Source organism: Corynebacterium sp. ACRPO, assembly GCF_022347205.1.
Taxonomy (GTDB): domain Bacteria; phylum Actinomycetota; class Actinomycetes; order Mycobacteriales; family Mycobacteriaceae; genus Corynebacterium.
Genome location: NZ_JAKRNE010000021.1, coordinates 1 through 25170, shown reverse-complemented (window position 1 = coordinate 25170; position 25170 = coordinate 1). Strand labels below are relative to the sequence as shown.

Sequence of the window (25170 nt, the reverse complement as noted above, 5' to 3'; positions counted from 1 at the left end):
GACACGGGAGACAGGCGCAGGTGAGGACCCTGCTGAGCCATCACGTCAGGCGCAGGTCTGTGACACAGGTGGCACCGTCGTCGGCGGTGGAAAACTCCGTGGTGCCGGTACGCCCCTGGTAGCTGACCTCAATCAGGCCGGTGGCATCATCGGGAAGCCAGAAGCCAATAAACCCGTTGTCGAAGGTGGTTGTCGTCTCGTCCACCAGCACCTCACCGGTCGCCTCATCGGTGATCGTGACCTGGATATCCTCATTGTCGAGTTCCCCCTGGCAGGTCGTGAGGCTGTGGTAGAAGCAGTCGTGGGTGGAGGTGAGATAGGGTGCGATCGAGACATACGTCTGATTGTCGGGAAGATCGAGCACAACTTCCTGGTCATCGCTCGAGAGCAGCAGTTCATCGGCACGTACTGAGGCGATCAGATCCGTGGGACGCTCAGTGACCTTCTGCCGGTCGAGGTGATCAATGATCTCCACCGCGTCCATGTCGGCCAGGCCATGGGCAGTCAGGAATGTGTCCTGCGACACCGTCCCATCGGCGGTGGGTTCCGGGTCGGCAGCCGAACACCCCGTGAGGGCGAGGGCAAGGGCGGCGGCTGCGATCGCTGCTCGTTTCACGTCAATCTCCTTGGATCGTGGTAAGACCATGAGAAGACACCGTCTCAAGGTCGATGCCATACCTTTATCTAGCACGGGTGCCTGACGGACTAGAAATCAAAAACCCTGTTCACAGCCTTATAACAGGGCGAAAAGGGGGTGAATTCGGTGGGCTGGGTCACCACCGGGACACCACCCCACAGCCGTGGGTGATGTACTTCTACCCGCCCCGGGTATGCGGTGCAGACAGTGAAATCCCTGGTGGCGCCTGCTGAACCGACCAGGGGAGGCGATGCCGCCGACCCAGGGTGGGACACAGGGGTGACGGCGGTCGAAGGGTGATGTTTGAAGATTTGATGAAGATTTCCCCGCCGGGTACTGAGCGAGGGTGGTATTCCCCCCTGGCCGGAGCGATACTGGGGTCTATGGCTGACCGCACACCGACCACCGCCACGCCCCCGGGGCGGGTGCTGGTCGTCGATGATGAACAACCCCTGGCTCAGATGGTGGCTTCCTACCTCATCCGGGCTGGCTTCGATACCCGCCAGGCGCACACCGGTACCCAGGCCATGGACGAGGCCCGTCGCTTTTCCCCCGATGTTGTGGTGCTGGATCTGGGGCTGCCCGAACTCGACGGCCTGGAGGTGTGCCGACGCATCCGCACCTTCTCGGACTGCTACATCCTCATGCTCACTGCGCGTGGCAGCGAGGACGACAAGATCAGCGGTTTGACCCTGGGGGCGGATGACTACATCACCAAACCTTTTAGCATCCGGGAACTGGTGACCCGGGTGCATGCGGTGTTGCGCCGCCCGCGCACCAGCATCACCCCACCGCAGGTGACCACCCCCTTGATCGTTGGGGACCTCATCCTTGACCCCGTCGCCCATGAGGTGCGGGTGGGGGAGACGACCGTGGAGCTCACCCGCACGGAGTTCGAGCTGCTGGTTGCCCTGGCCCTGCGCCCCGGCCAGGTGCTGACCCGCCACGACCTGGTCACCGAGGTCTGGGACACCACCTGGGTCGGTGATGAACGCATCGTCGATGTCCACATCGGCAACTTGCGTCGCAAGCTCGGCACCGACACCCGGGGCCGGGGGTTTATCGACACCGTGCGTGGCGTGGGCTACCGGGTGGGGCAGCCATGAATCACGGACCCGGCCTGACCTTCCGCTTCCTGGCCGCCCAGGTGTTGGTCGTGGTGATTAGCCTGCTGGTGGCCGCGGCCGTGGCCACGATGGTGGGTCCGACCCTGTTCCATGATCATATGTTGATGACCGGCCGGGAGGACCCCTCGCTGGAGCTGTTCCATGCCGAGCAGGCCTACCGGGGCGCCAACCTGATCACCCTGGCCGTCGCCCTGCCCACCGCCTTGATCAGCGCCCTGCTGGCCAGCCTGTGGTTATCGCGTCGTCTGCGCACCCCCCTGCAGGATCTCACCCACGCCGCTACCAGCCTGACGGCCGGCAACTCCCGTATCCGCGTGCCCGCCGGAAAAGCAGGCCCCGAGTTCACCACCCTGGCGCATGCCTTCAACACCATGGCCGACCGGCTGGAACACACCGAACAGGTCCGCCGCCAGATGCTCTCTGATCTGGCCCACGAAATGGGCACCCCCTTATCGGTGCTCACGGTCTACCTCGATGGTCTCCAGGACGGGGTCGTGGACTGGAATAATGCCACCCACACGATCATGGCTGACCAACTCACCCGCCTGACCCGGTTGATGGAAGACATCGACGATGTCTCCCGGGCCCAGGAACACCGGATCGATTTGGACCTGGCGGAGGAAGGGCTCGGGGATCTGCTCCATACCGCCGCTGTTGCCGCGGGGGAAGCTTATGCTGACAAAGGCGTCGATTTACAGGTCGAGAGCATTGCAGACACCGCCCGGGTGCTCGTGGACCGGCAACGCTTCGGCCAGGTGATGAGCAATCTCCTGTCGAACGCGCTACGGCACACCCCGGCCGGCGGGCAGGTCCGAATCAGCGTCCACCGACAGGGGGCGTCCACCGCGCTCATCCACGTCGCCGATGATGGCGAGGGCATCCCACCTGACCAGCTCGGACACATCTTCGAACGCTTCTACCGGGGGGATGCCGCCCGCAGCCGGGACAACGGCGGGGCCGGTATCGGTCTGACCATCTCCAAGGCATTGATCGAGGCCCACGGCGGCACTCTCACCGCCACCTCCCCCGGACCTGGTCGCGGAGCGGTGTTTGCCCTCCGCCTCCCGCTGTCCCCTCCCGAAAGTGAGGAGGCTGCTCGGTGACCACACCCTGCCCCGCGTGAGGGCCGTGCCCTCTACCCCTTGAAAATATACCCCCAGGGGGTATGCTGAAAATATACCCCCTGGGGGTATACGCTAGAGAGCGGCATCGCCGCACCCCACCGAACCGAAGGAGCTTTCCCATGATCACCTCCCCGCCCCGCCTCTTGCCGATGGCCTCCCACGGCTGCAGCTGTTGCGGACCTGCCTCACGTGCCGACACCGCCTCCACCCCTGCCACCAGCGACTCGTCAGCAGGAGGGTCCTCCCCTAGCTACCAGGTCACCGGCCTGACCTGCGGGCACTGCGCGAAAAGCGTGACCCAGGCCCTTCAGGCCCTTCCCCAGGTCGACGACGTCCAGATTGATCTCGCTGCTGGTGGTGTTTCCACCGTCACGGTCACCGGTGTCGTACCTCCGGAGATGGTTCGCCGGGCCATCGAGGAGGCCGGCTACACCGTCTTATCCTGATCAGTTTTACCCATCATCTCGACCCCGACCGGGTTGAGCGAAAGGAACGTCATGAGCACTCCCCACCATTCGGGTGATCACCATGGTGATCACCCCGCTCCGGAAACAGACCACACCCACCACCCGGATCATGCCGGCCACGAACACCACGCACATGCCGACACCCACGGCCAGGCGATGCCCCACGATCACCCGCACTCCGCCCTGGACGAAGACCACCACGTTCATGGTCACGGCGAACACGCCGGACACAGCACCGCAATGTTTCGGGACCGCTTCTGGTGGTCGCTGATTCTGTCCATTCCCGTCGTTATTTTCAGCCCCATGGTCGCCCAGCTGCTCGGCTACCACCTCTCGGCATTCCCCGGATCCACCTGGATTCCCCCGGTGCTGGGCACGATCATCTTCGTCTACGGCGGAACGCCTTTCCTCAAGGGCGGATGGAAAGAACTGAAATCCCGCCAACCCGGGATGATGCTCCTGATCGCCATGGCCATCACCGTGGCGTTTGTCGCCTCCTGGGTCACCACTCTGGGGCTGGGCGGTTTCGAGCTGGACTTCTGGTGGGAGCTGGCCCTGCTGGTGACCATCATGCTGCTGGGCCACTGGCTGGAGATGTCCGCTCTCGGGGCTGCGTCCTCCGCGCTTGACGCGCTGGCTGCCCTGCTGCCGGATGAGGCCGAGAAAGTCATCGACGGGACCACCCGCACCGTGGCCATCTCCGACCTGGTCGTCGACGACGTCGTGCTGGTGAGGGCCGGTGCCCGGGTGCCGGCCGACGGAACCATCCTCGATGGAGCCGCCGAATTCGATGAGGCGATGATCACCGGCGAATCCCGTCCCGTCTTCCGCGACACCGGTGACAAGGTGGTCGCCGGTACCGTGGCCACCGACAACACCGTCCGCATCCGGGTGGAGGCTACCGGCGGGGACACCGCCTTGGCCGGGATCCAACGCATGGTTGCCGACGCCCAGGAGTCCTCCTCCCGGGCCCAGGCCCTGGCGGATCGGGCGGCGGCGTTGTTGTTCTGGTTCGCGCTGATCTCCGCTCTGATCACTGCGGTGGTGTGGACCATCATCGGCAGCCCGGACGATGCCGTGGTGCGCACGGTCACGGTGCTGGTCATCGCCTGCCCGCATGCCCTGGGTCTGGCGATTCCGCTGGTCATTGCGATCTCCAGCGAGCGGGCCGCGAAATCCGGGGTGCTCATCAAGGACCGGATGGCGCTCGAGCGGATGCGCACCATCGACGTGGTTCTCTTCGACAAAACCGGCACCCTGACCGAGGGTGCGCACGCGGTCACCGGTGTCGCGGCAGCTGTTGGCGTCACCGAGGGCGAGCTGCTGGCCCTGGCCGCCGCCGCGGAGGCCGACAGTGAGCACCCCGTGGCCCGCGCCATCGTGGCGGCCGCGGCCGCCCATCCCGAGGCCTCCCGTCGGCAAATCCGTGCAACTGGTTTCAGCGCCGCCTCCGGCCGGGGGGTCCGGGCCACTGTCGATGGCGCTGAGATCCTCGTGGGTGGGCCGAACATGCTGCGCGAGTTCAACCTCACGACCCCGGCCGAGCTCACCGACACCACCAGCGCCTGGACCGGGCGTGGGGCCGGTGTGCTCCATATTGTCCGTGACGGTCAGATCATCGGTGCGGTGGCCGTCGAGGACAAGATCCGCCCCGAATCCCGCGCCGCCGTGAAAGCCCTGCAGGACCGCGGGGTGAAGGTCGCGATGATCACCGGCGACGCGCAGCAGGTGGCCCAGGCGGTTGGTCAGGACCTAGGCATTGATGAGGTCTTCGCCGAGGTCCTGCCCCAGGACAAAGACACCAAGGTCACGCAGCTGCAGGACCGGGGTTTGAGCGTGGCCATGGTCGGTGACGGTGTCAATGACGCCCCCGCTCTGACCCGCGCGGACGTCGGTATCGCCATCGGTGCCGGCACGGATGTGGCCATGGAATCTGCCGGGGTGGTCCTAGCCAGTGATGACCCGCGGGCAGTGCTGTCGATGATTGAGCTGTCCCAGGCCAGCTACCGCAAGATGATCCAGAACCTGATCTGGGCCTCTGGCTACAACATCCTCGCTGTGCCGCTGGCCGCCGGAGTGCTCGCCTCGATCGGGTTCGTGCTGTCCCCGGCCGTGGGCGCGATCTTGATGTCTGCCTCGACCATCGTGGTGGCCCTGAACGCCCAGCTGTTGCGCCGCATTGATCTGGATCCGGCTCACCTGGCTCCGACCGAGTCGAAAGAGGAACACGCCACGCCTACTTCGGCATCCACCGCCGTCCACTGATCCACCACTTCTCTCCACTGCCCCCATATGACCCTGAAAGGTGCTGTTGGAAAGTTGGGGCAGTAGGAAGAGTGACGTGAAATAGTCACAGCCATGGGTATCTTCCCCGGTCGTCATTTCCCCGTGACATTATTCTGTGGGCAGTGGGTGGTACTGCCGCTACGGGGTGAGCTACCGCGCTCTGGCGGAAATGATGACTTCAGCGGGGCGTGCTGGTCGATCACACCACGATCTATCGCTGGTCCAGAAATACGCCCCTGAGCTGGACAAGCAAACACGGTGGTACCGGCAGGTACCTGACTGGCAGGCCAGTTCCTGGCGGGTGGATGAGACCTCTATCGGGCGATCACCGCCGGTGGCCAGCCCCTGGACTTTTACCTCTCTCCGAAGCAGAACGTGGCCGCAGCGAAGTGTCTCCTGGCCAAGGCCGTCAGATCCAATGCGTCAGCCGAGTATCCCAGAGTGATCAACGGCGATAAAGCACCCTCCCTAGCTAGGGCAATCGCCGAGTTGAAGTCAGAGGGAATCTGCCCGCCAACAGTGGAACACCGGCAGGTGAAATACCTCAACCACATCCTGGAAGGCGACCATGGTCGGCTGAAGCGGATCCTCGGGCCGAAAGGGATGGAGGCGATGTACTCATTGCGGAAAGGGCAAGGTGTGATGTTTGCCTACGGGCAACCGACCCCGGACGCGGTGATCGTCAACCGGGTCTTCGAGACGGCCTAACAACGCCCACACGCAGCGGCCATCAGGGAATGAGAAACTGAGTCTTCGCTGCTCTCCGCCCAACTTTGCAACAACACCTTCTAGTCGCTGTTCTTCTGCTTAGTGCGCAGCATATCCATGCTCATCACGGCGCCGATGATGGCGGCGTGATGTTGCTCATTGAGGCCCGGCGTGATGCGCAGGCGATACGTGTTTTTGCCCATGAAGAAATTACCCATGCCAGTCCATTCGTTAGAGACGTCAGCAAGCAGGCGATCTTCTGAAGTGATGGAAAGATTCCAATCCCAGAAGTCGCCGTGAATTTCGACGTCGGCAAAGCCCTCCATGGTCAAGTCCAACTTTGTCTTGAGCATGGAGAAACGCTTGGTAATGACGGCCATGGGCTTTTCGATTCCCGGCAAGTGCACCTCATAGGTATCCCGCAGAAAATTCGGCGGGTCCGAAATCGTCATGACCGTCTGTAGCGGGTTGCCTTCAGCATCCGTGATGGCAACCTCCAAGCTGCGAGAGGATTTAAACACCATGTCTTTGAGACTGGTGGACTGAAGGATGGTGCCCACAGGGGTGCCGTCTAGATCGGTGATCATGAACTGATCGTTGAGGAAGGACTTGGTCTGGGTAATTACGAGCTCGTCAAGTGTGAATAAATTTTGCGTCATACCAGCCACTGTAGGGAAGCTGCTGGTTTTATTCCTCCTCCCTAGGGGTGGTTTTCTGCTGGCGCATGAGTTCTTGCGCCTCCTCATAAGCTCGGGCGCGGTGGGAGGTCATGGTTTGGGCGAAGGTCTGCACCCAGTTCTTGTTCTTCTGCGCCAATGGGCCAGAGGGTTCGGTGGTGGTCCAGGTGCCGTCCTCAAAAAGCCAGATGATGTCGCGCGTATGTGGGTCCATGACGTAGAAAGCACGACCATCGGTCTTTACGTTGTGGTGGTGCTGGCATAAGCAGGCGAGGTTTGCCGGGGTGGTCGGCCCGCCGTCCGCGTGGTTGATGCGGTGATCCTTCTGGCAGGCGGATGCCGGGCGGTTGCAGCCGGGGTAGCGGCAGGTGCCGTCGAAACCTTCCAGGTACGCGGCCATGGCGGCGGGAGTGACATAGCCCTTGACCTCGTGGTTAGGGTCCACCTCCCGGATTTTAGTGTAGGGCAGCGCATTGGAGCGCGCCGGGTCGAGCCAGCCTACGGACTCAATAAATGCCGGGGAATTGGGCACGTCGGTGGCCTTGTAGGCGTTGAGGATAATCTCGGGGGCTTGGGTGCGGCCGGTGAGGAGTGCAATGGCGGCGTCGGCAAGCGAGCAGTCTAGCTCCAGCGCGGTCTGCCGGACGCACTTATCGACGCTCGCGATAACCGCCGGGTCCGCACTCAAAGTCACCGCCGAGGTGTTATCGCCCCAGTTTTCCATGGTGTAGCGCGGCTGGGTAGGGCCCTGGGTGACGGCCAGCGTGTCATCGGCGAGGTTGATGAGCTCGTTGAGCTTGCGCTTGATCTGCGCCTGCGTGCGCATGGCCTGGTTCGGCCGGGTAGGGGTGAGGTAGGCGGTGAGCTGCTCATCGATGCGCGCCACCACCTCCGGCGTCGGGTTGCCCAAGCGGTTGAGGGACTTATTGATGGCAATAATGCGGTCGAGGTCCAAGTGATAGAGGCGGTGCTGCAGCGCCTGGAGCTCGGGTAGCTCTTCCAAGCGGTGCAGCGCCATGAGGATATGGCCGATCCGGCTTTCATTAACGCCGGTAGTGCGGTAGAGGGACTGGGTGACTAATTCGAAATCAGAGTCGAGATCCGGGACTTGGCTCACCCAGAACTCGTACTCCGTCTTTCGCATCTCAAAGGCTAAGCGTGTGGTGGGGTCGGTGGTGTTGGTCGTGGAAAAGTAGGGTTCTTCCATGGCGCATCGTACCTAAATTATCGTGTGAACTTGTGTACGATTCACACCTTATAACACCCCTCGGACACGAGCCTTTTTCTCCGCATTGAACCAGCTCAGGAGCTATATTCCGGATCTTTAGTTGGGAGGGAATTTTCGCTGCTTTGTGCCGCGTGTTTCTTGTCCTGCTTGCGCATGAATCGCAGGCCCCAAATGACCAGTGTCCACGTGATGAGGGCGATAAGGAGAATGGTCACCGGCCAATCACCCGCAATGATGGTCGAGGCATTGAATAGGGTATGCAGGGCGATGGCGGCCAGCCAGAATCCGGCCACCTGCCAGTAGCCGTGGCGCGCACCCGCATAGAGCTTGCCGACGCCCCACGCCGCAACCCCCGTATACAGCGCATGGCCAAAGGCGCCGGTGAAGATTCGCCCGGTACCGGTAATGAGTACGCCCCAGAGATCGCCATCCAGGTCATCGATGGCCGCGTTGAGGATGAACGGCACGTTTTCCATGGCATCGAAGCCCAGGCCTACCGCCATGCCGATCGCGGCGGCCTGGTACGGATGCCGCACGTTCCCAAAGGCCGCAATAATAATGACGACGCCAAGGAGCTTGATGGTTTCCTCCGGAAGCGGCGAGTAAAAGGCCCCGTCCAGGTAGGTGAGCCCCAGCTTGTCTGAAATCCCCACCATCTGGTCGTTGAGGCTTACCACTACCGGCTGGGCGAGCGCGCCCCATAGGATGCCCTGCCACATTGGCCGCGGCCTAAACCACCAGAATCCCAGTCCAAGCGTCAGGCCCGCACAGATGAGCGCGCCGAGGAGTCCGACCTCGGTAAAACGGCGATCAACAAAGAAAAAGCCGGAAACTACCAGGCCGAAAGCGATAGATAGCCAGTACAGATTCTTCATGCTTTTTCTACCTCCTGGGCAAGTTCTTCAGCCCGCGGTCCGTGCAAGGAGAGGAACGTGGTGAGGCCATCGCCCTCAATGCTGATGGCTACGAGGTCGCCATCGCTAAGCGTGCGCTTATCCCCGTCGCGGTCGATGTCTCCTTCCGGTATGGCCGTACCTTCCCCCATTGCCCGGAGGTACCGGCGGGTGGCTTGGTCTTTGTCCTGTACGCCGACTTCTTTAGCGCGGATCTGGGTGCCGTCACAGTCCCAGCGTGGTTCACTGCTGGTGGAGCCATCTTCTTCCGTGCAGGATAATCCGGGGATGCGGGCCGAGCCGACCTGCACTTCAGACGTAGGGTTGTCATAAAAGTCTGGCAGGAGTGCATTGGTGCCATAGATGGCGCCAAATACCACGCCCGCCGCGAGGATGAGTGGTGTGCTTTTCATGTACTCCACGCTAGGTATGCCCTGCTCATCGCGGTATCCTCCCCGGGGAGGATTAGGCCGACCACGGGGAGGATTTCTCCCCCATAAGTTCTGCCAAGCCCTGTGATAGGTTGGGTGCGTGTTTGAGGAGCTAGAAGAAGAAGCGGAAACGAAAGACGAGCCCAGCCGCGTCTGGTGGCAGTGGTGGGCGCCCATAGCCATGGCCGCGGTCTTCGTTGGCCTGCCGCCGGCTGTCTACCACCTTGTCCCCGGCCTCGCCTTGCTCATCCTCATGGCCGTGCTGACCGTGGCCATCGCTCTTGTCGACGGCGCCACTTTCCGCGCCTCCTGGACCATTTTCTGCGTGGCGGGGCTGGCGTATTTTGCAGCCATATCCCTCTACTTCAACGAGGGCACCTGGATATACCTCCCAGTATTTGTTTTCCTGGCATGGGCCGCGAGCAGGCTGGGCGCCCTGGTGGGCTCTAAGGAAGGGAAAAGCTAATGGAGAGGTGGCGCCTAGAGCACCCCGAGGTGGGCACCATTGAGGTGCAGCGCGGGTATGATGCCGAATTCGCGGAGATGGGCCAGTGGCCTAAGAAAGCGAAGGACTTCACCCCGGTTCCAGGCGATGCCACCCTGCCGGAACGCCTCCGGCTCTGGCGGAAGAACCCGAGCCCACGCTTGCAGATTGTGGTGAACGGTCAGGTACGCAGCCGCCACGATCGACCGCGTGCGGGCCGCTATTCGCTTAAGAAGAAGATCGAAAAAGACCTCACCCTGCTCGAGAACTCCGCCCCGCGCAGCAAACCTTATCTAGATATCCAAGCCTCCCCCTTTGGCGAGCTCCTCGACGTGTACTACCGCAATGGGGAGGAGGCAGTTGCCCTCGAGCCCCCGGCCGGCTCCGTGGGGGAAAAGCGCCGCCACGCCATGGAGGAAAGCTCCTTTAAGCGGGTGCTGTATCCGCTTTTGGGTGGCTTGGGAAAGTCCGGCTGGGCCATTGGCGTGATCGTGCTAGGCCCGATCATCAGCCGCATCTTGTCCCGATTGCTGCCGGATTGGGAGCTGCCGGAGATTAACCTGCCGGATATCGCGCTCCCGGTGCCGGAGTTTCCGCAGATAGAGCTGCCGGTGCCGAATTTCGACTTCAACATCGACATCGATCCGCCCGACTGGCTCGTATTCCTCATGGATTACAGCAAGGTGTGGGTACCGCTCATCATTGCCATCGTGGTGGGCATTCAGGCCGTGCGCAATGCCAAGAAATCAGAGGAAAAGAAGCAGCAGTGGCAACAGGATGGCGCGTATGCTGACGGCCATGAAGATTCACGGCGCGATTGATGCGGAGGGCCGGTGCAAGCATTGGCATTCGCCGCTGGATGTGGTGGCCAATAAGTGCGCTACCTGTGGGAAGTATTTTGCCTGCGCGCTGTGCCACGCCGAGCTCACTGAGCATGAGTTTGGGTCCATGCTTGTCGACGCCCCCTCGGTACTCTGCGGCGCCTGCCGCACTGAGATGAACTACCACGCCTATTCCGCCGCGCCTGCGTGTCCCCACTGTGGGCATAAATTTAATCCCGGCTGCAGTGCGCATGCCGGGATCTATTTTCAGCTAGACCGCTAAGCGGTCCGGCCAAGTGAGAGTCTTAGAAGGAAGACAGCTGCTGCAGCTGCTGGATCTGCGGGATCTGTGGCAGCTGGAACTGGGATACAGCGTTCTGGGCAATCTTGGCCGCGTCCGGGATGCGGAAGGTCTGGCCTAGGAAGGGGACGTCGACAGTCGGCTGGCCAGGGATGGTGCCCAGCTCGATGACCTTGGCGTTCTTGGCTGGAGCTGGTGCGGGGGCCGGAGCCGGCTTTGGCGCAGGAGCATTGCCGCGCTGGCCGCCGGTGTTGACCGGCTTGCCCTGACCGGTGGTGCCGTTTAGGCCGCAGCGGGCAATGGCCTCATCCATGCGGCCGATGGCGCCGCGGACCTCGTTGCCGCGTGGGTGCACGGTGGCAACGGCAAGGGCCTGGGACTTCTTCTGGTTGTAGTCAGCGGAGTTGGTCCAGTACTGCTGTGCCTGGGAGCAGGAAATCTGGCCGGCAGGCATCTTGTCGAGGAGGTTATCAACGGCGTCGGCATGGGCAGCGGCAGGGGCGGCGAGGGTTACGGTCAGGGCGGTGGCTGCAGAAAGCAGCGCGGACTTACGTGCAAAGCTCATGCCAGACATCTTGCCACACTTGTTACGCCTGTGACAGGCCAAGGAAGCGATTGACCAGGCTGCGGTAGGCGCGGACGGTGAGCTCGAGGTCCTCTAGGTAGAGGTGCTCGTCGTGGCTGTGCAGCTGCGAATTGGCGCTGGCCATATCGCGGCCCTCGGCGTGCATGGCAAAGCCATAGGCATTGCCGCCCTTGCGGCGGGCGAAGCGCAGGTCCGAGCCGCCGGTGGCGTGAACTGGGACAACGTCCTTATCGGGGAAGAATTCCTTGGAGGTGGCCTCAATGGCGCGCCACAGCTCGGTATCGGTGGAGGATTGCGTGGCATCTTCAGTAATGAGGTGTTCGATTTCTACCTCATCGGCCATGTCCCCGAGCGCGCTGCGCAGGAAGTCATCCAGATCCTCCTGGGTCTGGCCGGGGAAGGGGCGCACGTCCATTTCCAGGTAGGCATGTGAAGGCAGCACGTTGATGGCACCGCCGGCGCGCAGGACGGTCTCGGCGATGGTGGTGTGGCTAAAGGCATGTGCGTAGGCGTCGAGGTTGCCGAATTTGGAGTAGTCACCGGTGCCGTCGATAAGCTCCTGCTCCGTCTGGGGGTCGAACTTGAAGGTGCGCACAAAGCCCTCCCAGATCTCATTGGAGGCTGTGGGTGGTTCGGCGGCGGCTATGCGGCGGGCTACCTCACCGATCTTGACGATGGCAAAGTCCTTGCCATAAGGAGTGGAGCCATGGCCGGCATCGCCGTGTACGTGCAGGCGGCGCTGGCCGGCGCCCTTTTCGCCCACGTTGAATCCCACCGCGCCGGGCAGGTGGCTACCGCCGGTTTCAGACAAGCAGTTCTTCCAGGAAAAAGCATCGGGGTGGTTCTCGGACATAAAGCGCACGCCGAGACCGCCGCGGGCCTCCTCATCGGCCATGCCCACAAAGGCGAGGGTGCCGCCCGTGTTGCCGGTGCGGGCGACCTCGCGGGTGACGGCGGCCATGGTGGCGGTAATAAAGAGCATGTCTACGGAACCGCGGCCGTAGAGCTTGCCGTCTTCGATGAGCGCCTCAAAGGGCGGCTTGGTCCACTTGGGCTCGTCCACGGGCACGACGTCCGTGTGGCCCATGAGGGTGAGCGGTTCCTTGTCCGGATCGCCAGGAACGGTCACGACGATGGAAACGCGGCCCGGGTGGGACTCGAAGCGCTCAATCTGCACGTCTTCGCCCGCGAAGAATTTTTCCAGGCTATCCGCATTGCGCACCTCGTGGCCGGAATCCGGGGTGAGGTCATTAACGCAGGCATTGCGGATAAGCTCTTGGAGGAGGGAGAGGGTGTCATCATAAAGCGTCATGCCCCCGAGGGTAGTTCCGTACAGATTTATATGTGGTTTTAACCAAAGTTGAACGCCGTTCAAGTAGGGTTTACCACCATGAGCATCGTTGACATCGCCCGTGAGAAAGCCCTAGAGCAAGGCAAAGGCCTCAACCAGGAAGAGCTGCTGCAGGTACTGCAGGTTCCGGATTCCCGGCTGGAGGAAATTGCCGATATCGCCCACCAGACCCGCCTGAAGTGGTGTGGTCCAGACGTATCGGTGGAAGGCATTATCTCCATTAAGACCGGTGGCTGCCCAGAGGATTGCCACTTCTGTTCCCAGTCCGGCCTTTTTGAGTCCCCGGTGCGCGCCGTGCGCCTGAACATTCCGGAACTGGTGGAGGCGGCACAGAAGACCGCTAAGTCCGGCGCTACCGAGTTCTGCATTGTTGCCGCGGTGAAGTCCCCGGACGATCGTTTGCTGGACCAGGTGGGCGAGGCGATTGCCGCGATTAATGACGCCGTCGATATTGAGATTTCTTGCTCGCTAGGCACCCTGACCCGCGAGCAGGCGCAGCGCCTGAAGGATATGGGAGCGCAGCGCTATAACCACAACCTGGAGACCTCCCGTTCCTTCTTCCCTAATGTGGTTACCACCCACACCTGGGAGGAGCGCAAGCAGACCCTCGACTACGTGCGCGAGGTAGGCATGGAGGTCTGCTGCGGCGGCATCATCGGCATGGGCGAGTCCCTGGAGCAGCGCGCCGAGTTCGCCGCGCAGCTGGCAGAGATTGATCCGTGCGAGGTACCGATGAACTTCCTTGATCCGCGCCCGGGCACCCCCTTCGCGGATCGCCCGCTGGTTCCCTTGGGTGAAGGCCTGCGCGCCGTGGCGGCGTTCCGCCTGGCCATGCCGTCTACCACCTTGCGCTTTGCTGGTGGCCGCGAGCTTTCGCTTGGCGACGACGGCACTGAGCGCGGCCTCCTCGGCGGCATCAACGCCATTATCGCCGGCAACTACCTGACCACCCTGGGCCAGCAGATTGAAAAGGATGTGGACATGTTGCACCGCATCGACCTGCCGATTAAGGCCCTATAGTGCCTGGTTTATCCGAGCCAACATCCGAATTGGCTGCCGCCGTCCTTTCAGGGAACGAGCCGATTTTCCATCCGAATACCGGCAAACCGATCGAAGAGGTCTTCACGCTGCACCCCGCGGCCGCAGCCGGCCTCGATGTGCCGCGCTACTGCCAGATCTGTGGCCGCCGCATGGTGGCCCAGGTGCGCCCCGATGGTTGGCATACTAAGTGCTCGCGCCACGGGGAGCTGGATTCGGAGTGGCTCTATGTAGAGCACCTGCCCGAAAGCTAGCATCGGGGGCATGGATCCCGCCGTCTCCCTTGCCCACCGGTCTGCGCTGCGTTCGATCGCCCGAGTGGTCGAAGAATCGGCGCCGCATACGGAGCCGGGGAGGGCTTTGGGGGACGTCGTCAAGCAGCTGCGCGAGGGCCCAGTGATGGTGCTGACCGGGGCTGGGGTATCTACGGACTCGGGCGTGCCGGATTATCGGGGACCGCGCGGCTCGCTCAGTAGGCACCGGCCGATGACCTATCAGGAATTTCGCTACGACCCGGCCGCGAGCCATAGGTATTGGGCCCGCAGCTTTGTGGGGTGGCGAGTCATGGATTCCGCGGTGCCGAATCGCACGCACTACGCGCTCGTGGAATTAGAGCGCGCCGGGCTGGTCAATGGTGTGGTCACGCAAAACGTAGATGGCCTGCATAAACAGGCAGGAACCATGAATCTGGTGGCGCTGCATGGCGATATGGAAACCGTGGTGTGTTTGATGTGCGGGCACCGGGAGGCGCGGCCGCACTTCGATGCGCGTTTGGCCGCAGCAAATCCGGGGTACTTGGAGCGCCTAGTGGTGGAGGCGGACCAAGTGAATCCGGATGGTGACGTGACCCTGGATGAGGCCGCCGTGGCAGCGTTTCGCATGGCCGGATGCGAGAGCTGTGGATCGGAATTATTGAAACCAGACGTCGTCTACTTTGGCGAACCCGTGCCGGCTGAGCGCCGCGATGCCGCCTTTGCCGTGTTGGGACAGGCGCGCTCGCTGCTGGTGGCTGGGTCCTCTCTTGCGGTGATGAGTGGGTATCGCTTTGTGCTGGAGGCAAAGAAGCAGGGCAAGCGCGTAGCCGTCATCAATGGCGGCCCCGGCCGGGGTGATCAGAAGGTGGATACGCTGTGGCGCACGCAGGTGGGCCCAGCCTTTGACGCGGTCCTTGATGAGCTGGAGCTCTAACTAGCGTGGGATAGTCTCTACTAATTCCAAGATGGTGCGCACGATGGCGTGGACGCGCTTATCCATGGGCATATCCTCGTGCATGACCACTGCTCGGCGGTCGAAGTCTTGGACATAAATATTTCGCACGGTGCCCTCTGCGACGCCGCGGGGGTCGAGGAAGCAGGTTTCGGGTGGGACCACGACGGCATCAGACCGCGTGGCAATGCAGGTATAGCTCACCCCTGCTTCCAAGTCGCCATCGCGATTGGCCTCGCGTAACGCTTCGCTGCCGACAATTTGGTCCATTCCCGCCGGCCCAAACCAACCATCGATGACGGAGCGCATAACCGCCTCTTGGCGCGGGGTGCGAATGAGGCGGCTGACGATGCCTCCGTAAGTAGTTCCGTGGTTTGGCGCGCTGATGCACATCAGATGGAGGACATGCTCGGCGCCGCCAATCATGCGCATCCAATAGCGGGCGAGGAGCCCGCCCTGCGAGTGGCCGATGAGGATGACCTTGTCCGCGCCGGTGACCATGCGCACGGTGCGGATATAAGCATCGAGTTGCTCGGCGGATTCTGCAAGGGGCTGGGTGGCGCGACGGCCGTAGTCAGGGGCGAAGACCGCCCAGCCGTCTTGGCGCAGCTCATTGCCGAGGATTTGCCATACGCCCTTGGTATCGCAGGTGCCGTGAATGAGGATGACCGGCCAGGGGCGCTGTGCGGTAGGACGTGCGCCCCAGTCATCTTCGAAGATCCCACGTGGCTTCATGCGTGCGCCTAGCGGGAGGGTAGCGGCGGCATCGGCGTCGAGGGCGGTATCGCCGGGGCTGGTCTTTACCTTCTGCGCTTTGATGAGGTCCGCAATCTCGGCCGCGACCTCCTCGCGCAGTGCCGTGGCTTCGGCAGGGGAGGCGATGCCGCGACGCGGGGAATCGGTCAATTCCTTCTCGCTGGCACGCCAGAATTTGCGGAGTTGTTCGGAAATAGTGGATTTCAACTCAGCCATGGTTCCGGATTGTACTCGTTATTGCAGGTTAACTGTGTTTTTGGCAGGAGTTAAGAAATTTATGGGCAAACCCTTGACCATCCTACGAAAGGTTTATAAACTTAGGCTTGCCTAATCACGGGCGGTGCTTGCAGGAGGGTGCGCTCCACTCCCTCTTTGGGTACCGAGAGATTAGTCATGGGGAGAAGGCCCGCCGATGTGCTGTCGGCGGGCCTTCGTTGTGGATAAAGGGCGGTTCTTGGCCTGAAGAAAAGGTGGCGCAAAAGGGGTGTAAAGAAGATATAAAAATTGCGAGCGAGAGGCGTAAAGATAGCGCAAAGATTGCCTAGGGCAGCGGGGGTGTGGTCCTAACGTTTGTGCGTAGCAGGTGCTGCCTTGGTACCGGCACCTGGCAGGCATACCTGTCAGGCACAGGAAAGTTTCACTCGCACAAGGGGGTTTCCCACATGTTAGACATCGTGGCAATCCTGATAGCCATCCTGACGGTTGGCTGTCCCTCCGTCCTCAACGAGCTTCTGGACGGTGACGCATAACCATGAACACCATTACAGCGGTCATTGGCCTCATCATTGTTGTGGCGTTGGTGACCTACCTCATCATTTCCTTAGTTGATCCGGAGCGTTTCGCATGATCGCCGGCATTGGGGCGGTGTTACCGCAGTTCCTCGCCCTCGTCGTCTTGCTCGCGGCGGCATATGTTCCTTTGGGCAATTGGATCGCACGCAGCTACACCTCTGACAAGGACTGGGCGATAGAGCGTGCGGTGTATAAGGTCCTGCGCGTTGACCCAAACCGCGGGCATAACAGCAAGAATTACAGCCGTGCATTGCTTGGTTTCAGCTTGGCATCCGTACTCGTTCTTTACGCGGTGCAGCGCCTACAAACCGTTTTGCCTAGCTTTGGCAATTCCCGCTCCGCAGCGGTGGAACCGTGGATGGCGTTCAATACGGCGGCGTCATTCGTGTCCAATACCAACTGGCAGTCCTATTCGGGCGAAGAAACCCTGACCAATGCTGCGCAGATGCTTGGCCTGACCGTCCAGAACTTCGCCTCCGCGGCTGTCGGCATGTGTGTGGCGGTTGCGCTCATTCGCGGTATCGGTCACTTGGGATATAGCCGTGACAAGCTGGGCTCTGAGAGCGGACAGCACCTCATCGGAAATTTCTGGGTTGACCTCACCCGCGGTTTGGTGCGCATTCTTTTGCCGCTTTCACTATTGATTTCCTTCGTCCTTATCTTGGGCGGAACCATGCAAACCTTCGGGTCCAACCTGGTGAGCTCCGCGGGCGTGGATATTCCGCGCGCTCCGGTGGCTAGCCAGGAAGCAATTAAATTGCTGGGAACCAATGGTGGTGGCATCTTCGGCGCCAACTCGGCGCACCCTTTTGAGAACCCCACTGGTTTTACCAACCTCGTGGAAATCTTTTCTTTGCTGGTTATCTCTTTCTGCTTTATCCGTGCCTATGGGGTAATGCTGAAATCGCAGAAGCATGCCTGGACCCTGCTTGGCGTCATCGGCGGCATTTGGACCGTTATGGTTGCCTTGGTGGTATGGGCGCAGCACACTACCACCGGTGCGGCAGCCCAGGCTGCGGGCGGCAACTTGGAGGGCATCGAACAGCGCCTAGGTATTGACGCTTCCGCACTCTTTGCGGTGTCTACTACGGGCACTTCTACCGGTGCGGTCGATTCGATGCACGATAGCTATTCACCATTGGGTGGCGGCTTGTTGATCCTCAATATGCTCCTGGGCGAAATTGCACCAGGCGGCGTGGGCACTGGCCTCTACGGTCTGCTGATGGTGGCAATCCTCGCCGTATTTATCGGCGGCCTGCTCGTTGGGCGCACACCGGAGTTTATGGGCAATAAGGTCGGCCGCAAGGAAATCTCCGCGGTGAGCCTGTACATCCTCACCATGCCGGTCCTCGTCCTAGTAGGCGTGGGGGCATCGGTGGCTCAGCGCAAGCTGGTAGAGCTTTCCGCGACCAACTACGGCGCGCCGGGAACCCCGGATAACGCGCACGGTCTCTCCGAGGTACTTTATGCCTTTACCTCGGCGTCAAATAATAACGGCTCGGCCTTCGCGGGCCTGACGGTAACCGAGCCCTGGTGGCAAGTCACCCTCGGTATCGCCATGCTGCTGGGCCGCTTCCTCCCCATCGTCTTCACCCTGTATTTGGCGGGCAGCCTAGCCGGTCAACGCCGGCAGGCCACTACCGCCGGCAGCTTGCCGACGTCCGGCGTGACCTTCGCGCTGCTTACCATCGGCGTCATTGTGTTGGTCGCCGCCCTTACCTTCTTCCCCGTTCTTACCTTGGGTCCCATTTCGGAGGCACTCTCATGACAACACCAACTATGACCACTGAGCAACCCACTCCCCAGCGCTCTGCCACCAAAAACAGTGGGTTGGCTGCGGCAGCGTTTAAATCGTTGCCGCACAAGATGTCCCCGCTCGCCCAAGCCCGTAACCCCGTCATGTTCGTGGTGTGGGTAGGCGCCGCGCTGACTACCCTGTGGTCCATCTTTAGCCCCAGCGTTTATGGCTGGGTGGTGACCGTATGGTTATGGTTTACCATTGCGTTCGCCGCGTTCGCTGAGGCATATGCCGAAGGCCGCGGTAAAGCCCAAGCGGATAGCTTGCGCGCCGTGCGCGATGACGCCACCGCGAACCTAGTTACCGATGGCGGCATCGAGGTCATTGCCGCTTCTGAGCTCACCAAGGGCGCTATCGTGCGCGTGGAGGCCGGAGAGACTATCCCGGGCGACGGCGACGTCATTGAAGGCGCGGCAACCGTCGATGAATCTGCCATTACCGGCGAGTCTGCTCCCGTGGTTCGCGAGGCCGGTGGCGATCGCTGTGCTGTGACCGGCGGTACCGTGGTCTTGTCTGATTCCATCCTGGTACAGATCACCTCGGAGCCGGGATCTACCTTCGTCGATACGATGATTGCCTTGGTGGAGGGAGCGGAGCGCCGCAAGACCCCGAATGAAATCGCGCTGAGCATCCTCCTGTCTACCCTGACTATCCTCTTCCTCATTGCGGTTACCGCACTGGCCCCAATGGGGTTGTTTACCGGCGCGGAGCTCTCCCCGCTCTCGCTGGTGGCCCTGTTGGTCTGCCTCATCCCAACCACCATCGCTGCCCTGCTATCCGCAGTGGGAATCGCGGGAATGAACCGCCTCGTGCACCACAATGTTCTGGCTACGTCCGGACGCGCGGTGGAGGCGGCGGGAGACGTAGCGACCCTACTCATGGATAAAACCGGCACCATCACCTATGGCAACCGGCAGGCTACCGGGCTTATCGTTGCGCGCGGTGTCGATGAGCAGGAAGCTGCGGAGATAGCCCGCGTTGCTTCGGTTGCCGATGAGACCCCGGAGGGTCGCTCCATCGTGTCGTGGTTGACCGAAAACTATCACCTTTCTACCGAAGCAGGAGAGGAAGAAAAGACCGCCGAGGTCATTCCATTTAGCGCTTCTACCCGCATGTCTGGGCTTGACCTGAGAGACCGAAAGCTGCGTAAGGGTGCCGGCGACGCCGTGCGCCGGTGGGTAACTGAAGCAGGTGGCGACTGGCCACAAGAAATTGAAGACTCCGTGACCCAGATTGCTGAAGGCGGTGGAACCCCGCTGCCCGTTGCTGTGGAAGAATCCGACGGCACCCGCAGGGTTATTGCGGTGGTACAGCTCAGTGACGTCGTCAAGCCGGGCATGGCGGAGCGCTTCGCCGAACTGCGCCAGATGGGCATCAAAACCATCATGGTGACCGGCGATAACCCATTGACGGCAGCGGCCATTGCGAAAGAGGCAGGCGTCGATGATTACATCGCGGAGGCCACCCCGGAAGATAAGCTGGCCAGGATCCGCGAGGAACAGGCGCACGGCCGCATGGTCGCTATGACCGGTGACGGTACTAATGATGCACCAGCGCTGGCGCAGGCGGACGTGGGCGTGGCCATGAACACGGGCACCTCTGCAGCGAAGGAAGCCGCCAATATGGTGGACTTGGATTCTGATCCGACCAAGCTTATCGATGTCGTGCGCATTGGCAAGCAGTTGCTCATCACCCGTGGGGCGCTTACCACCTTCTCTTTGGCCAATGACTTAGCGAAGTACTTCGCCATCTTGCCGGCCCTGTTTTCTACCCAGCTTCCGCACCTCGAGCGCCTCAACGTGATGCACCTGCACTCGCCGCAATCCGCCATTGTGTCTGCAGTGGTATTCAATGCGCTCATCATCGTTGCTCTTATCCCATTGGCGCTCAAGGGCGTGGCCTATAAGCCGGCCTCCGCCTCGTCCCTGCTACGCCGTAACCTGGGCATTTGGGGACTGGGCGGCGTGATCACCCCATTCCTAGGCATCTGGCTCATTGACCAGGTAGTCAACCTGCTTCCAGGTATGTAGAAAAAGAAGGACCAAAAATGCGTGTCTATTTTCGTAACCTCGCCGCTGGATTCGTAGCCGTACTATTGTGCGTTATCGCACTGGGAATGATTTATCCCGCTGCCGTGTGGGGAATCTCCCGCATCAAGCCGGACTCCGCCGAGGGCAACCTCATTTACCAAGGTGAGTGCCTAGCTGGCTCGACCCAGCTGCAAGATGGTCAGACCGAAGGCCCGTACTTCTTCCCCCGTTCCGAAGGCATGAGCAATTACGGCGCTAGTAGCTCCGAGCTAGAAAAAGCCGTGCAGGAGCGGCGCGGGGACATCGCCAAGCGTGAAGGCGCCGCTCCAGAAGATGTTCCCACCGATGCGGTAACCGGTTCCGGCTCTGGTGTCGACTCTGGCATTAGCCCTGCGTACGCTGAACTACAGGCTCCACGTGTCGCACGAGAGCAGGGGATGAGCACCGAAGATGTGCGAAGCCTCATCGAGGACAACACGGAGCATGCCAGCCTCGGGTTCCTGGGCGAAGACGCAGTTAACGTCACTACTCTCAACCGAGCACTGCCCCTTCCACCGTCCTGCTCATAAGATGAGTGCCATATGAACGACAAGAAAGTTCCGGCGCGCACCAAGCGTGGCGCTTTGAAGATCTACCTCGGCGCGGCGCCTGGGTCTGGTAAGACCTGTGCAATGCTCAACGAGGCGCACGGCCTTGTGCTGGCCGGCCGCGATGTGGTCATTGGCATCGTGGAAGATCATGGGCGCGAATTCACTCGGGCGCTGTGCGATGGCCTTGAGACCATCCCGCGGCGCCACGCCGCCGGGCTATCCACCGGAGAACTCGATACTGCAGCCATCATCTCGCGCCAGCCGGAAACCGTTCTGGTCGATGAATTTGCCCATTCCAATCCGCGCGGTGAGGAACACGCTAAGCGCTGGGAAGACATAGAGGAACTCCTAGCCGCAGGAATCGATGTGATTTCTACCCTGAACATCCAGCACCTCGAAAGCCTCAATGACGTAATAAACCAGATCACCGGTATTTCCCCGCAGGAGACGGTGCCGGACGAGGTCGTGCGTGCGGCGAACGAGATCGAGTTGGTGGATGTATCCCCGCAGCTCTTGCGCACCCGCTTGAGTGATGGCCAAGTCTATAAAGAAGCGCGCATTGCCCCTGCTTTGAATAATTATTTTCGGGTGGGCAATCTGACTGCACTGCGGGAGCTTGCCCTGTTGTGGTTGGCGGACCAGGTTGATGAGGCTCTCGCATCCTACCGTTCTGAACAAGACATTACTGATACCTGGGAGGCGCGGGAACGGGTGGTCGTGGCCATTCAGAACGTCGCGCACGCAGAACTGCTCATTCGCCGCGGGCGCCGCATCGCGTCCAAATCCTCAGCCGAGCTACATGTAGTCCACGTAATTTTTGGGGACTCCTTTTCTTCCGGTGAATCTTCCGTTGCAGGTTCCGCTCAACAACTGGCCAAATTACAATCCTTGGCTCAGGACGTGGGTGCCCGTTTGCATCAGGTCACCGGTGACTCGGTGCCAGAAGCGCTGCTTAATTTTGCCCGCAGCGTTAACGCCACCCAGTTGGTCCTGGGGGTTTCACCACGGCGTCGCTTAGGCCTGCACTGGCGCGGCACCGTTGCTGAGGCCGTGTTGCGGGATTCAGGCAAGATCGATTGTCACATTGTTAATCTTCCGTCCGATAAACCCTCGCCTCTTTCACCACTGCTGCGACCATTGCATTCCCTTCCGCGCCGGGCGGTGTCTTGGGTGGGCACAGCTGTCGCTTTCATCGCCTTGACCGCACTGTTGCAAGGCATCGACGGCTCGGCATTGGGAACAGGCACGTGTTCTGCTTTTTACTTTGCGCTGATCCTCCTCGTGAGCATGCTCGCTGGCCTGTGGCCGGCGGTAATTATTGCGTTTGCCTCGGGCTTGGCGGTCAATTGGTTCTTTACCGAGCCCCTGTACACGTTCGATATTGCTGAGCCAGCTAACGCTGTCATCCTCGTGGTCATGGTAGCCATTGCCCTGGCCGTGGGTTTACAAGTGCGGCGCACCAAAATAGAGCACCATAATGCGGCCATTGCCACGCGCGATGCTGAGCTCTTGACGGTCTTTTCCCGCGCAGCCCTCAACCGCCGTGCGGACGTATCTCCCATCGACGCAGTGCTTCGCAAGGTAGGAGAGACCTTCGGCTGCCATAAGGCCGTGCTTCTTGACGCCTCCGGGGACATACTCTCTACTTGGCACGCTTCGGCGGCCTCGCCCCGGCAAAGTAGACACCTGCATATCCCCGCAAAGACTCATAAACGTGAGGTAGAAACGTTGGTCTCCAGCGAGGACACTACGGTCCAGATTGTGATGGAAGGCCCAGCGTTATCCGCCCGCGACCGTGCTTTGGTGGCGGTTGTGGCAGGCTATTTAGCCGGCATAGTGCGCCGCGACAAGCTTTCGGCTGAAGCCGCACGTGCCGATGCCATTGCTGCCGCTGATGAATTGCGTCGTGCACTGCTATCGAGCGTGAGCCACGATCTGCGCACGCCCCTAGCAACGGCCAAGCTGGCTGTGTCCTCTTTGCGGAATTCCGAAATCGAATTCAGTCCAGAGGATCAAGAAATACTGCTGGCGGAAACCGCAGCTAGCATCGATCAGCTCACGCTGCTCGTGACCAACCTATTGGATCACTCGCGTTTGAGTGCAGGAGCGGTAACTGCACGCCGGGATACTGTGGAGTTATACGAGGTAGCCAATCGGGCTATTGCTTCCTGTGCCTTTGGACATAGCAAGGACCAACTTGGTCGCATTCATATTGGTTCTGGACTCCGTGGCCGCACCTGTTGCGCGGATAGCGTTTTGCTGGAACGCGTGCTGGCGAACCTATTCGATAACGCTTTGCGCTATGCGCCGAGCGGACCAGTCAACGTTGATGCGCAGGTTAAGGATGAACGTGTGGAGCTGAGTGTGAGCGATGAAGGGCCGGGAATTTCACCAGAAAAGCAGCAGGAGCTTTTCCAAGCTTTTCAGCGCTTGGGCGATACCAGCAATGACAACGGGGTGGGTTTAGGCCTCTCCGTCGTACGCGGATTTGTGGAGGCCATGGACGGTACTATCACCGTAGAGGCCACTCCAGGAGCGACCTTTATCCTGAGTTTCCCGCTGCGGGAGGAGAAAAGCCATGACTGATAAGAAGGCCACGATTGTCATTGTGGATGATGATCCGCGTTTGCTCACCACCTTGAGCATTAATTTTAAAGCGCGTGGGTATGAGGTGTATTCAGCCAGCACCGGGGCGGAGGGTCTGCAGGTGGTCTCCCAGCATCAGCCCGATGTGGTGATTTTGGATATGGGTCTGCCGGATATGGATGGGCGGGAGGTCCTCGATGGGATTCGAGGGTGGTCAGCAATTCCCGTTCTGATTCTTACGGCCCGGTCCGATCCCCTATTTAGTGCCTCGGCCCTAGATCGCGGTGCTGATGATTATGTGACCAAACCCTTTTCTATGGAAGAGCTCTTGGCCCGCGTGCGCGTGGCTTTGCGGCATGGCAGTCCCCAGCATCCATCTGCCCAGCGGGAAGCCACGATGGTGCGGGCGGGCGATGTGCTGATCGACGTCCCTCGACACTCCATCACCAAGGCAGGAAAGCCGCTTCACCTGACCCCTACTGAGTGGGGCGTGCTTACGACGCTGCTGCGTGCCCACGGCGGTTTGGTGCGCAAAGAAGACCTCCTCGCAGAGATTTGGGGTCCGGGTTTCGAAGGGCAAAGCCACTACCTGCGCATCTATACCTCGCAATTGCGCCGCAAACTGGAAACCGATCCCTCTGATCCCCAATATCTGCTTACTGAACCCGGGTTGGGATACCGCTTTGTTACCTCCCCAGGAGTCTAGGAGTAGCTGACGCCATTTTCTGCAGGGAACTACTCTTGCAGTGGCAATTCTGTGCAGTGGAGGGGTGCGAGTTGGTATCCATAACGCTTATGCGTCGAGGGCTTCGGTGTGCCCTGCGCATTTAACCAACTGCAAGCGCGTGAGAACTAAACATTTCAACTGGTCACCAGCGATTGTTCGTTCTCTAAATCATTTCTGGTGCTGCAGATTAGTTGCTTTTCCCTGAAGGGGTGACGGTGTCTGTCATGCTTTCCTGACCAAAGAACCTTCGAGCATATTTTTGGGTAGAAGGGTCTATTAAATCAAGCTACGTTGTACGCACCGTTAGAAGAAGGAATAAGGCTCTCTACTTTCATAAACTTGGCTCGATTTATTGTGCCAACGTTGAAGGTTATGAATTAGAGACGTCTGGGGTTGAAAGCTTGGTTGTTGCGACCGGCTATTTGGTAGCAGTGTCGTGACTATCCGGTAGCGCTTCAGTGAGTTTCTGGTAGCAGCTCAGGGCGCTCGGGATGATACTTCCGGTAGCCGCACCACTCGGGTGCGGC

General features: G+C 60.7%; 24 protein-coding genes and 1 pseudogene. 17 read left to right on the top strand and 8 right to left on the bottom strand.

Translation table 11 applies throughout. The features are described 5' to 3' along the window. Positions 1-40 precede the first annotated feature (40 nt). Positions 41-616: a CueP family metal-binding protein gene (locus tag MHY22_RS10910; protein WP_049378083.1), complete on the bottom strand. Its 576-nt coding sequence runs from the start codon at positions 614-616 to the stop codon at positions 41-43. A 404-nt stretch (positions 617-1020) separates the two neighbouring features. Here MHY22_RS10910 and MHY22_RS10905 point away from each other — a divergent pair, with 404 nt between their 5' ends. From MHY22_RS10905 to MHY22_RS10885, 5 genes and pseudogenes are all read left to right on the top strand, one after another. After that, entirely contained in the window at positions 1021-1743 is a 723-nt protein-coding gene (locus MHY22_RS10905; protein WP_100067814.1) for a response regulator transcription factor, read from the top strand. After that, on the top strand, positions 1740-2867 hold the full coding sequence (locus MHY22_RS10900) for a cell wall metabolism sensor histidine kinase WalK (protein WP_005328299.1): 1128 nt from the start codon (positions 1740-1742) through the stop codon (positions 2865-2867). Before MHY22_RS10905 ends, MHY22_RS10900 begins: the two co-directional genes overlap by 4 nt. Before the next feature lie 140 nt (positions 2868-3007). Then, positions 3008-3334, top strand: coding sequence for a heavy-metal-associated domain-containing protein (locus tag MHY22_RS10895; RefSeq protein WP_150851786.1), 327 nt, complete (start codon positions 3008-3010; stop codon positions 3332-3334). A 51-nt stretch (positions 3335-3385) separates the two neighbouring features. Further along, positions 3386-5620, top strand: coding sequence for a copper-translocating P-type ATPase (locus tag MHY22_RS10890; RefSeq protein WP_239279315.1), 2235 nt, complete (start codon positions 3386-3388; stop codon positions 5618-5620). A 93-nt stretch (positions 5621-5713) separates the two neighbouring features. Continuing rightward, a pseudogene (locus MHY22_RS10885) lies at positions 5714-6349 on the top strand (IS6 family transposase). An 80-nt stretch (positions 6350-6429) separates the two neighbouring features. Here the strand turns inward: MHY22_RS10885 and MHY22_RS10880 are convergent. The 4 genes from MHY22_RS10880 to MHY22_RS10865 all read right to left on the bottom strand — a co-directional run bounded on the left by MHY22_RS10880 (position 6430) and on the right by MHY22_RS10865 (position 9560). Further along, positions 6430-7008: an LURP-one-related/scramblase family protein gene (locus MHY22_RS10880; protein ID WP_005326299.1), complete on the bottom strand. Its 579-nt coding sequence runs from the start codon at positions 7006-7008 to the stop codon at positions 6430-6432. A 28-nt stretch (positions 7009-7036) separates the two neighbouring features. Then, positions 7037-8233: an HNH endonuclease signature motif containing protein gene (locus MHY22_RS10875; protein ID WP_239279314.1), complete on the bottom strand. Its 1197-nt coding sequence runs from the start codon at positions 8231-8233 to the stop codon at positions 7037-7039. Positions 8234-8328: 95 nt separating this feature from the next. Continuing rightward, positions 8329-9129, bottom strand: coding sequence for a PrsW family intramembrane metalloprotease (locus MHY22_RS10870; protein WP_239279313.1), 801 nt, complete (start codon positions 9127-9129; stop codon positions 8329-8331). Then, positions 9126-9560 carry a hypothetical protein gene (locus MHY22_RS10865; protein ID WP_179387217.1) on the bottom strand — a complete coding sequence of 145 codons (435 nt, stop codon included), beginning with the start codon at positions 9558-9560 and terminating at the stop codon, positions 9126-9128. The genes MHY22_RS10870 and MHY22_RS10865 overlap by 4 nt, the downstream gene beginning before the upstream one ends. 118 nt (positions 9561-9678) lie before the next feature. Here MHY22_RS10865 and MHY22_RS10860 point away from each other — a divergent pair, with 118 nt between their 5' ends. From MHY22_RS10860 to MHY22_RS10850, 3 genes are read left to right on the top strand one after another with little or no spacing between them, the layout of a single operon-like run. Next, positions 9679-10044 (top strand): heme transporter, encoded by a 366-nt coding sequence (locus tag MHY22_RS10860; RefSeq protein ID WP_239279312.1) that lies wholly within the window; start codon positions 9679-9681, stop codon positions 10042-10044. After that, positions 10044-10883: a hypothetical protein gene (locus tag MHY22_RS10855; protein ID WP_239279311.1), complete on the top strand. Its 840-nt coding sequence runs from the start codon at positions 10044-10046 to the stop codon at positions 10881-10883. The genes MHY22_RS10860 and MHY22_RS10855 overlap by 1 nt, the downstream gene beginning before the upstream one ends. Continuing rightward, a complete protein-coding gene (locus MHY22_RS10850; protein WP_239279310.1) occupies positions 10861-11166 on the top strand; it encodes a CHY zinc finger protein in 306 nt (101 codons plus the stop codon). Before MHY22_RS10855 ends, MHY22_RS10850 begins: the two co-directional genes overlap by 23 nt. Before the next feature lie 22 nt (positions 11167-11188). On the opposite strand, the gene MHY22_RS10845 is transcribed toward MHY22_RS10850, so the two are convergent. Together MHY22_RS10845 and MHY22_RS10840 are read right to left on the bottom strand one after the other, a co-directional pair. After that, positions 11189-11749 carry a hypothetical protein gene (locus MHY22_RS10845; protein WP_239279309.1) on the bottom strand — a complete coding sequence of 187 codons (561 nt, stop codon included), beginning with the start codon at positions 11747-11749 and terminating at the stop codon, positions 11189-11191. Positions 11750-11771: 22 nt separating this feature from the next. Beyond that, positions 11772-13082, bottom strand: a complete 1311-nt coding sequence (locus tag MHY22_RS10840; RefSeq protein WP_086589014.1) for a M20/M25/M40 family metallo-hydrolase — start codon at positions 13080-13082, stop codon at positions 11772-11774. Between the two features lie 78 nt (positions 13083-13160). Here MHY22_RS10840 and bioB point away from each other — a divergent pair, with 78 nt between their 5' ends. Genes bioB through MHY22_RS10825 form a run of 3 tightly spaced genes read left to right on the top strand, consistent with a single transcriptional unit; the run spans position 13161 to position 15347 of the window. Then, complete coding sequence (gene bioB / locus MHY22_RS10835; RefSeq protein ID WP_239279308.1) at positions 13161-14141, top strand: biotin synthase BioB; 981 nt, start codon at positions 13161-13163, stop codon at positions 14139-14141. Further along, positions 14141-14413, top strand: coding sequence for a hypothetical protein (locus MHY22_RS10830; RefSeq protein ID WP_239279307.1), 273 nt, complete (start codon positions 14141-14143; stop codon positions 14411-14413). Before bioB ends, MHY22_RS10830 begins: the two co-directional genes overlap by 1 nt. 10 nt (positions 14414-14423) lie before the next feature. Then, positions 14424-15347, top strand: a complete 924-nt coding sequence (locus MHY22_RS10825; RefSeq protein WP_239279306.1) for a Sir2 family NAD-dependent protein deacetylase — start codon at positions 14424-14426, stop codon at positions 15345-15347. Here MHY22_RS10825 and MHY22_RS10820 read toward each other — a convergent pair whose 3' ends face one another. Beyond that, positions 15348-16337 carry a triacylglycerol lipase gene (locus tag MHY22_RS10820; protein WP_239279305.1) on the bottom strand — a complete coding sequence of 330 codons (990 nt, stop codon included), beginning with the start codon at positions 16335-16337 and terminating at the stop codon, positions 15348-15350. Positions 16338-16872: 535 nt separating this feature from the next. Here MHY22_RS10820 and kdpF point away from each other — a divergent pair. Genes kdpF through MHY22_RS10790 form a run of 6 tightly spaced genes read left to right on the top strand, consistent with a single transcriptional unit; the run spans position 16873 to position 24622 of the window. Beyond that, entirely contained in the window at positions 16873-16968 is a 96-nt protein-coding gene (gene kdpF / locus MHY22_RS10815; RefSeq protein ID WP_086589010.1) for a K(+)-transporting ATPase subunit F, read from the top strand. Continuing rightward, complete coding sequence (gene kdpA, locus MHY22_RS10810; protein WP_239279304.1) at positions 16965-18680, top strand: potassium-transporting ATPase subunit KdpA; 1716 nt, start codon at positions 16965-16967, stop codon at positions 18678-18680. The genes kdpF and kdpA overlap by 4 nt, the downstream gene beginning before the upstream one ends. Next, positions 18677-20740, top strand: a complete 2064-nt coding sequence (kdpB, locus tag MHY22_RS10805) for a potassium-transporting ATPase subunit KdpB (RefSeq protein WP_239279303.1) — start codon at positions 18677-18679, stop codon at positions 20738-20740. The genes kdpA and kdpB overlap by 4 nt, the downstream gene beginning before the upstream one ends. A gap of 17 nt (positions 20741-20757) precedes the next feature. Further along, positions 20758-21309 carry a potassium-transporting ATPase subunit C gene (locus MHY22_RS10800; RefSeq protein WP_239279302.1) on the top strand — a complete coding sequence of 184 codons (552 nt, stop codon included), beginning with the start codon at positions 20758-20760 and terminating at the stop codon, positions 21307-21309. A gap of 12 nt (positions 21310-21321) precedes the next feature. Beyond that, positions 21322-23916, top strand: coding sequence for an ATP-binding protein (locus tag MHY22_RS10795; protein ID WP_239279301.1), 2595 nt, complete (start codon positions 21322-21324; stop codon positions 23914-23916). Beyond that, positions 23909-24622: a response regulator gene (locus MHY22_RS10790; protein WP_239206736.1), complete on the top strand. Its 714-nt coding sequence runs from the start codon at positions 23909-23911 to the stop codon at positions 24620-24622. The genes MHY22_RS10795 and MHY22_RS10790 overlap by 8 nt, the downstream gene beginning before the upstream one ends. Positions 24623-25170: the final 548 nt, after the last annotated feature.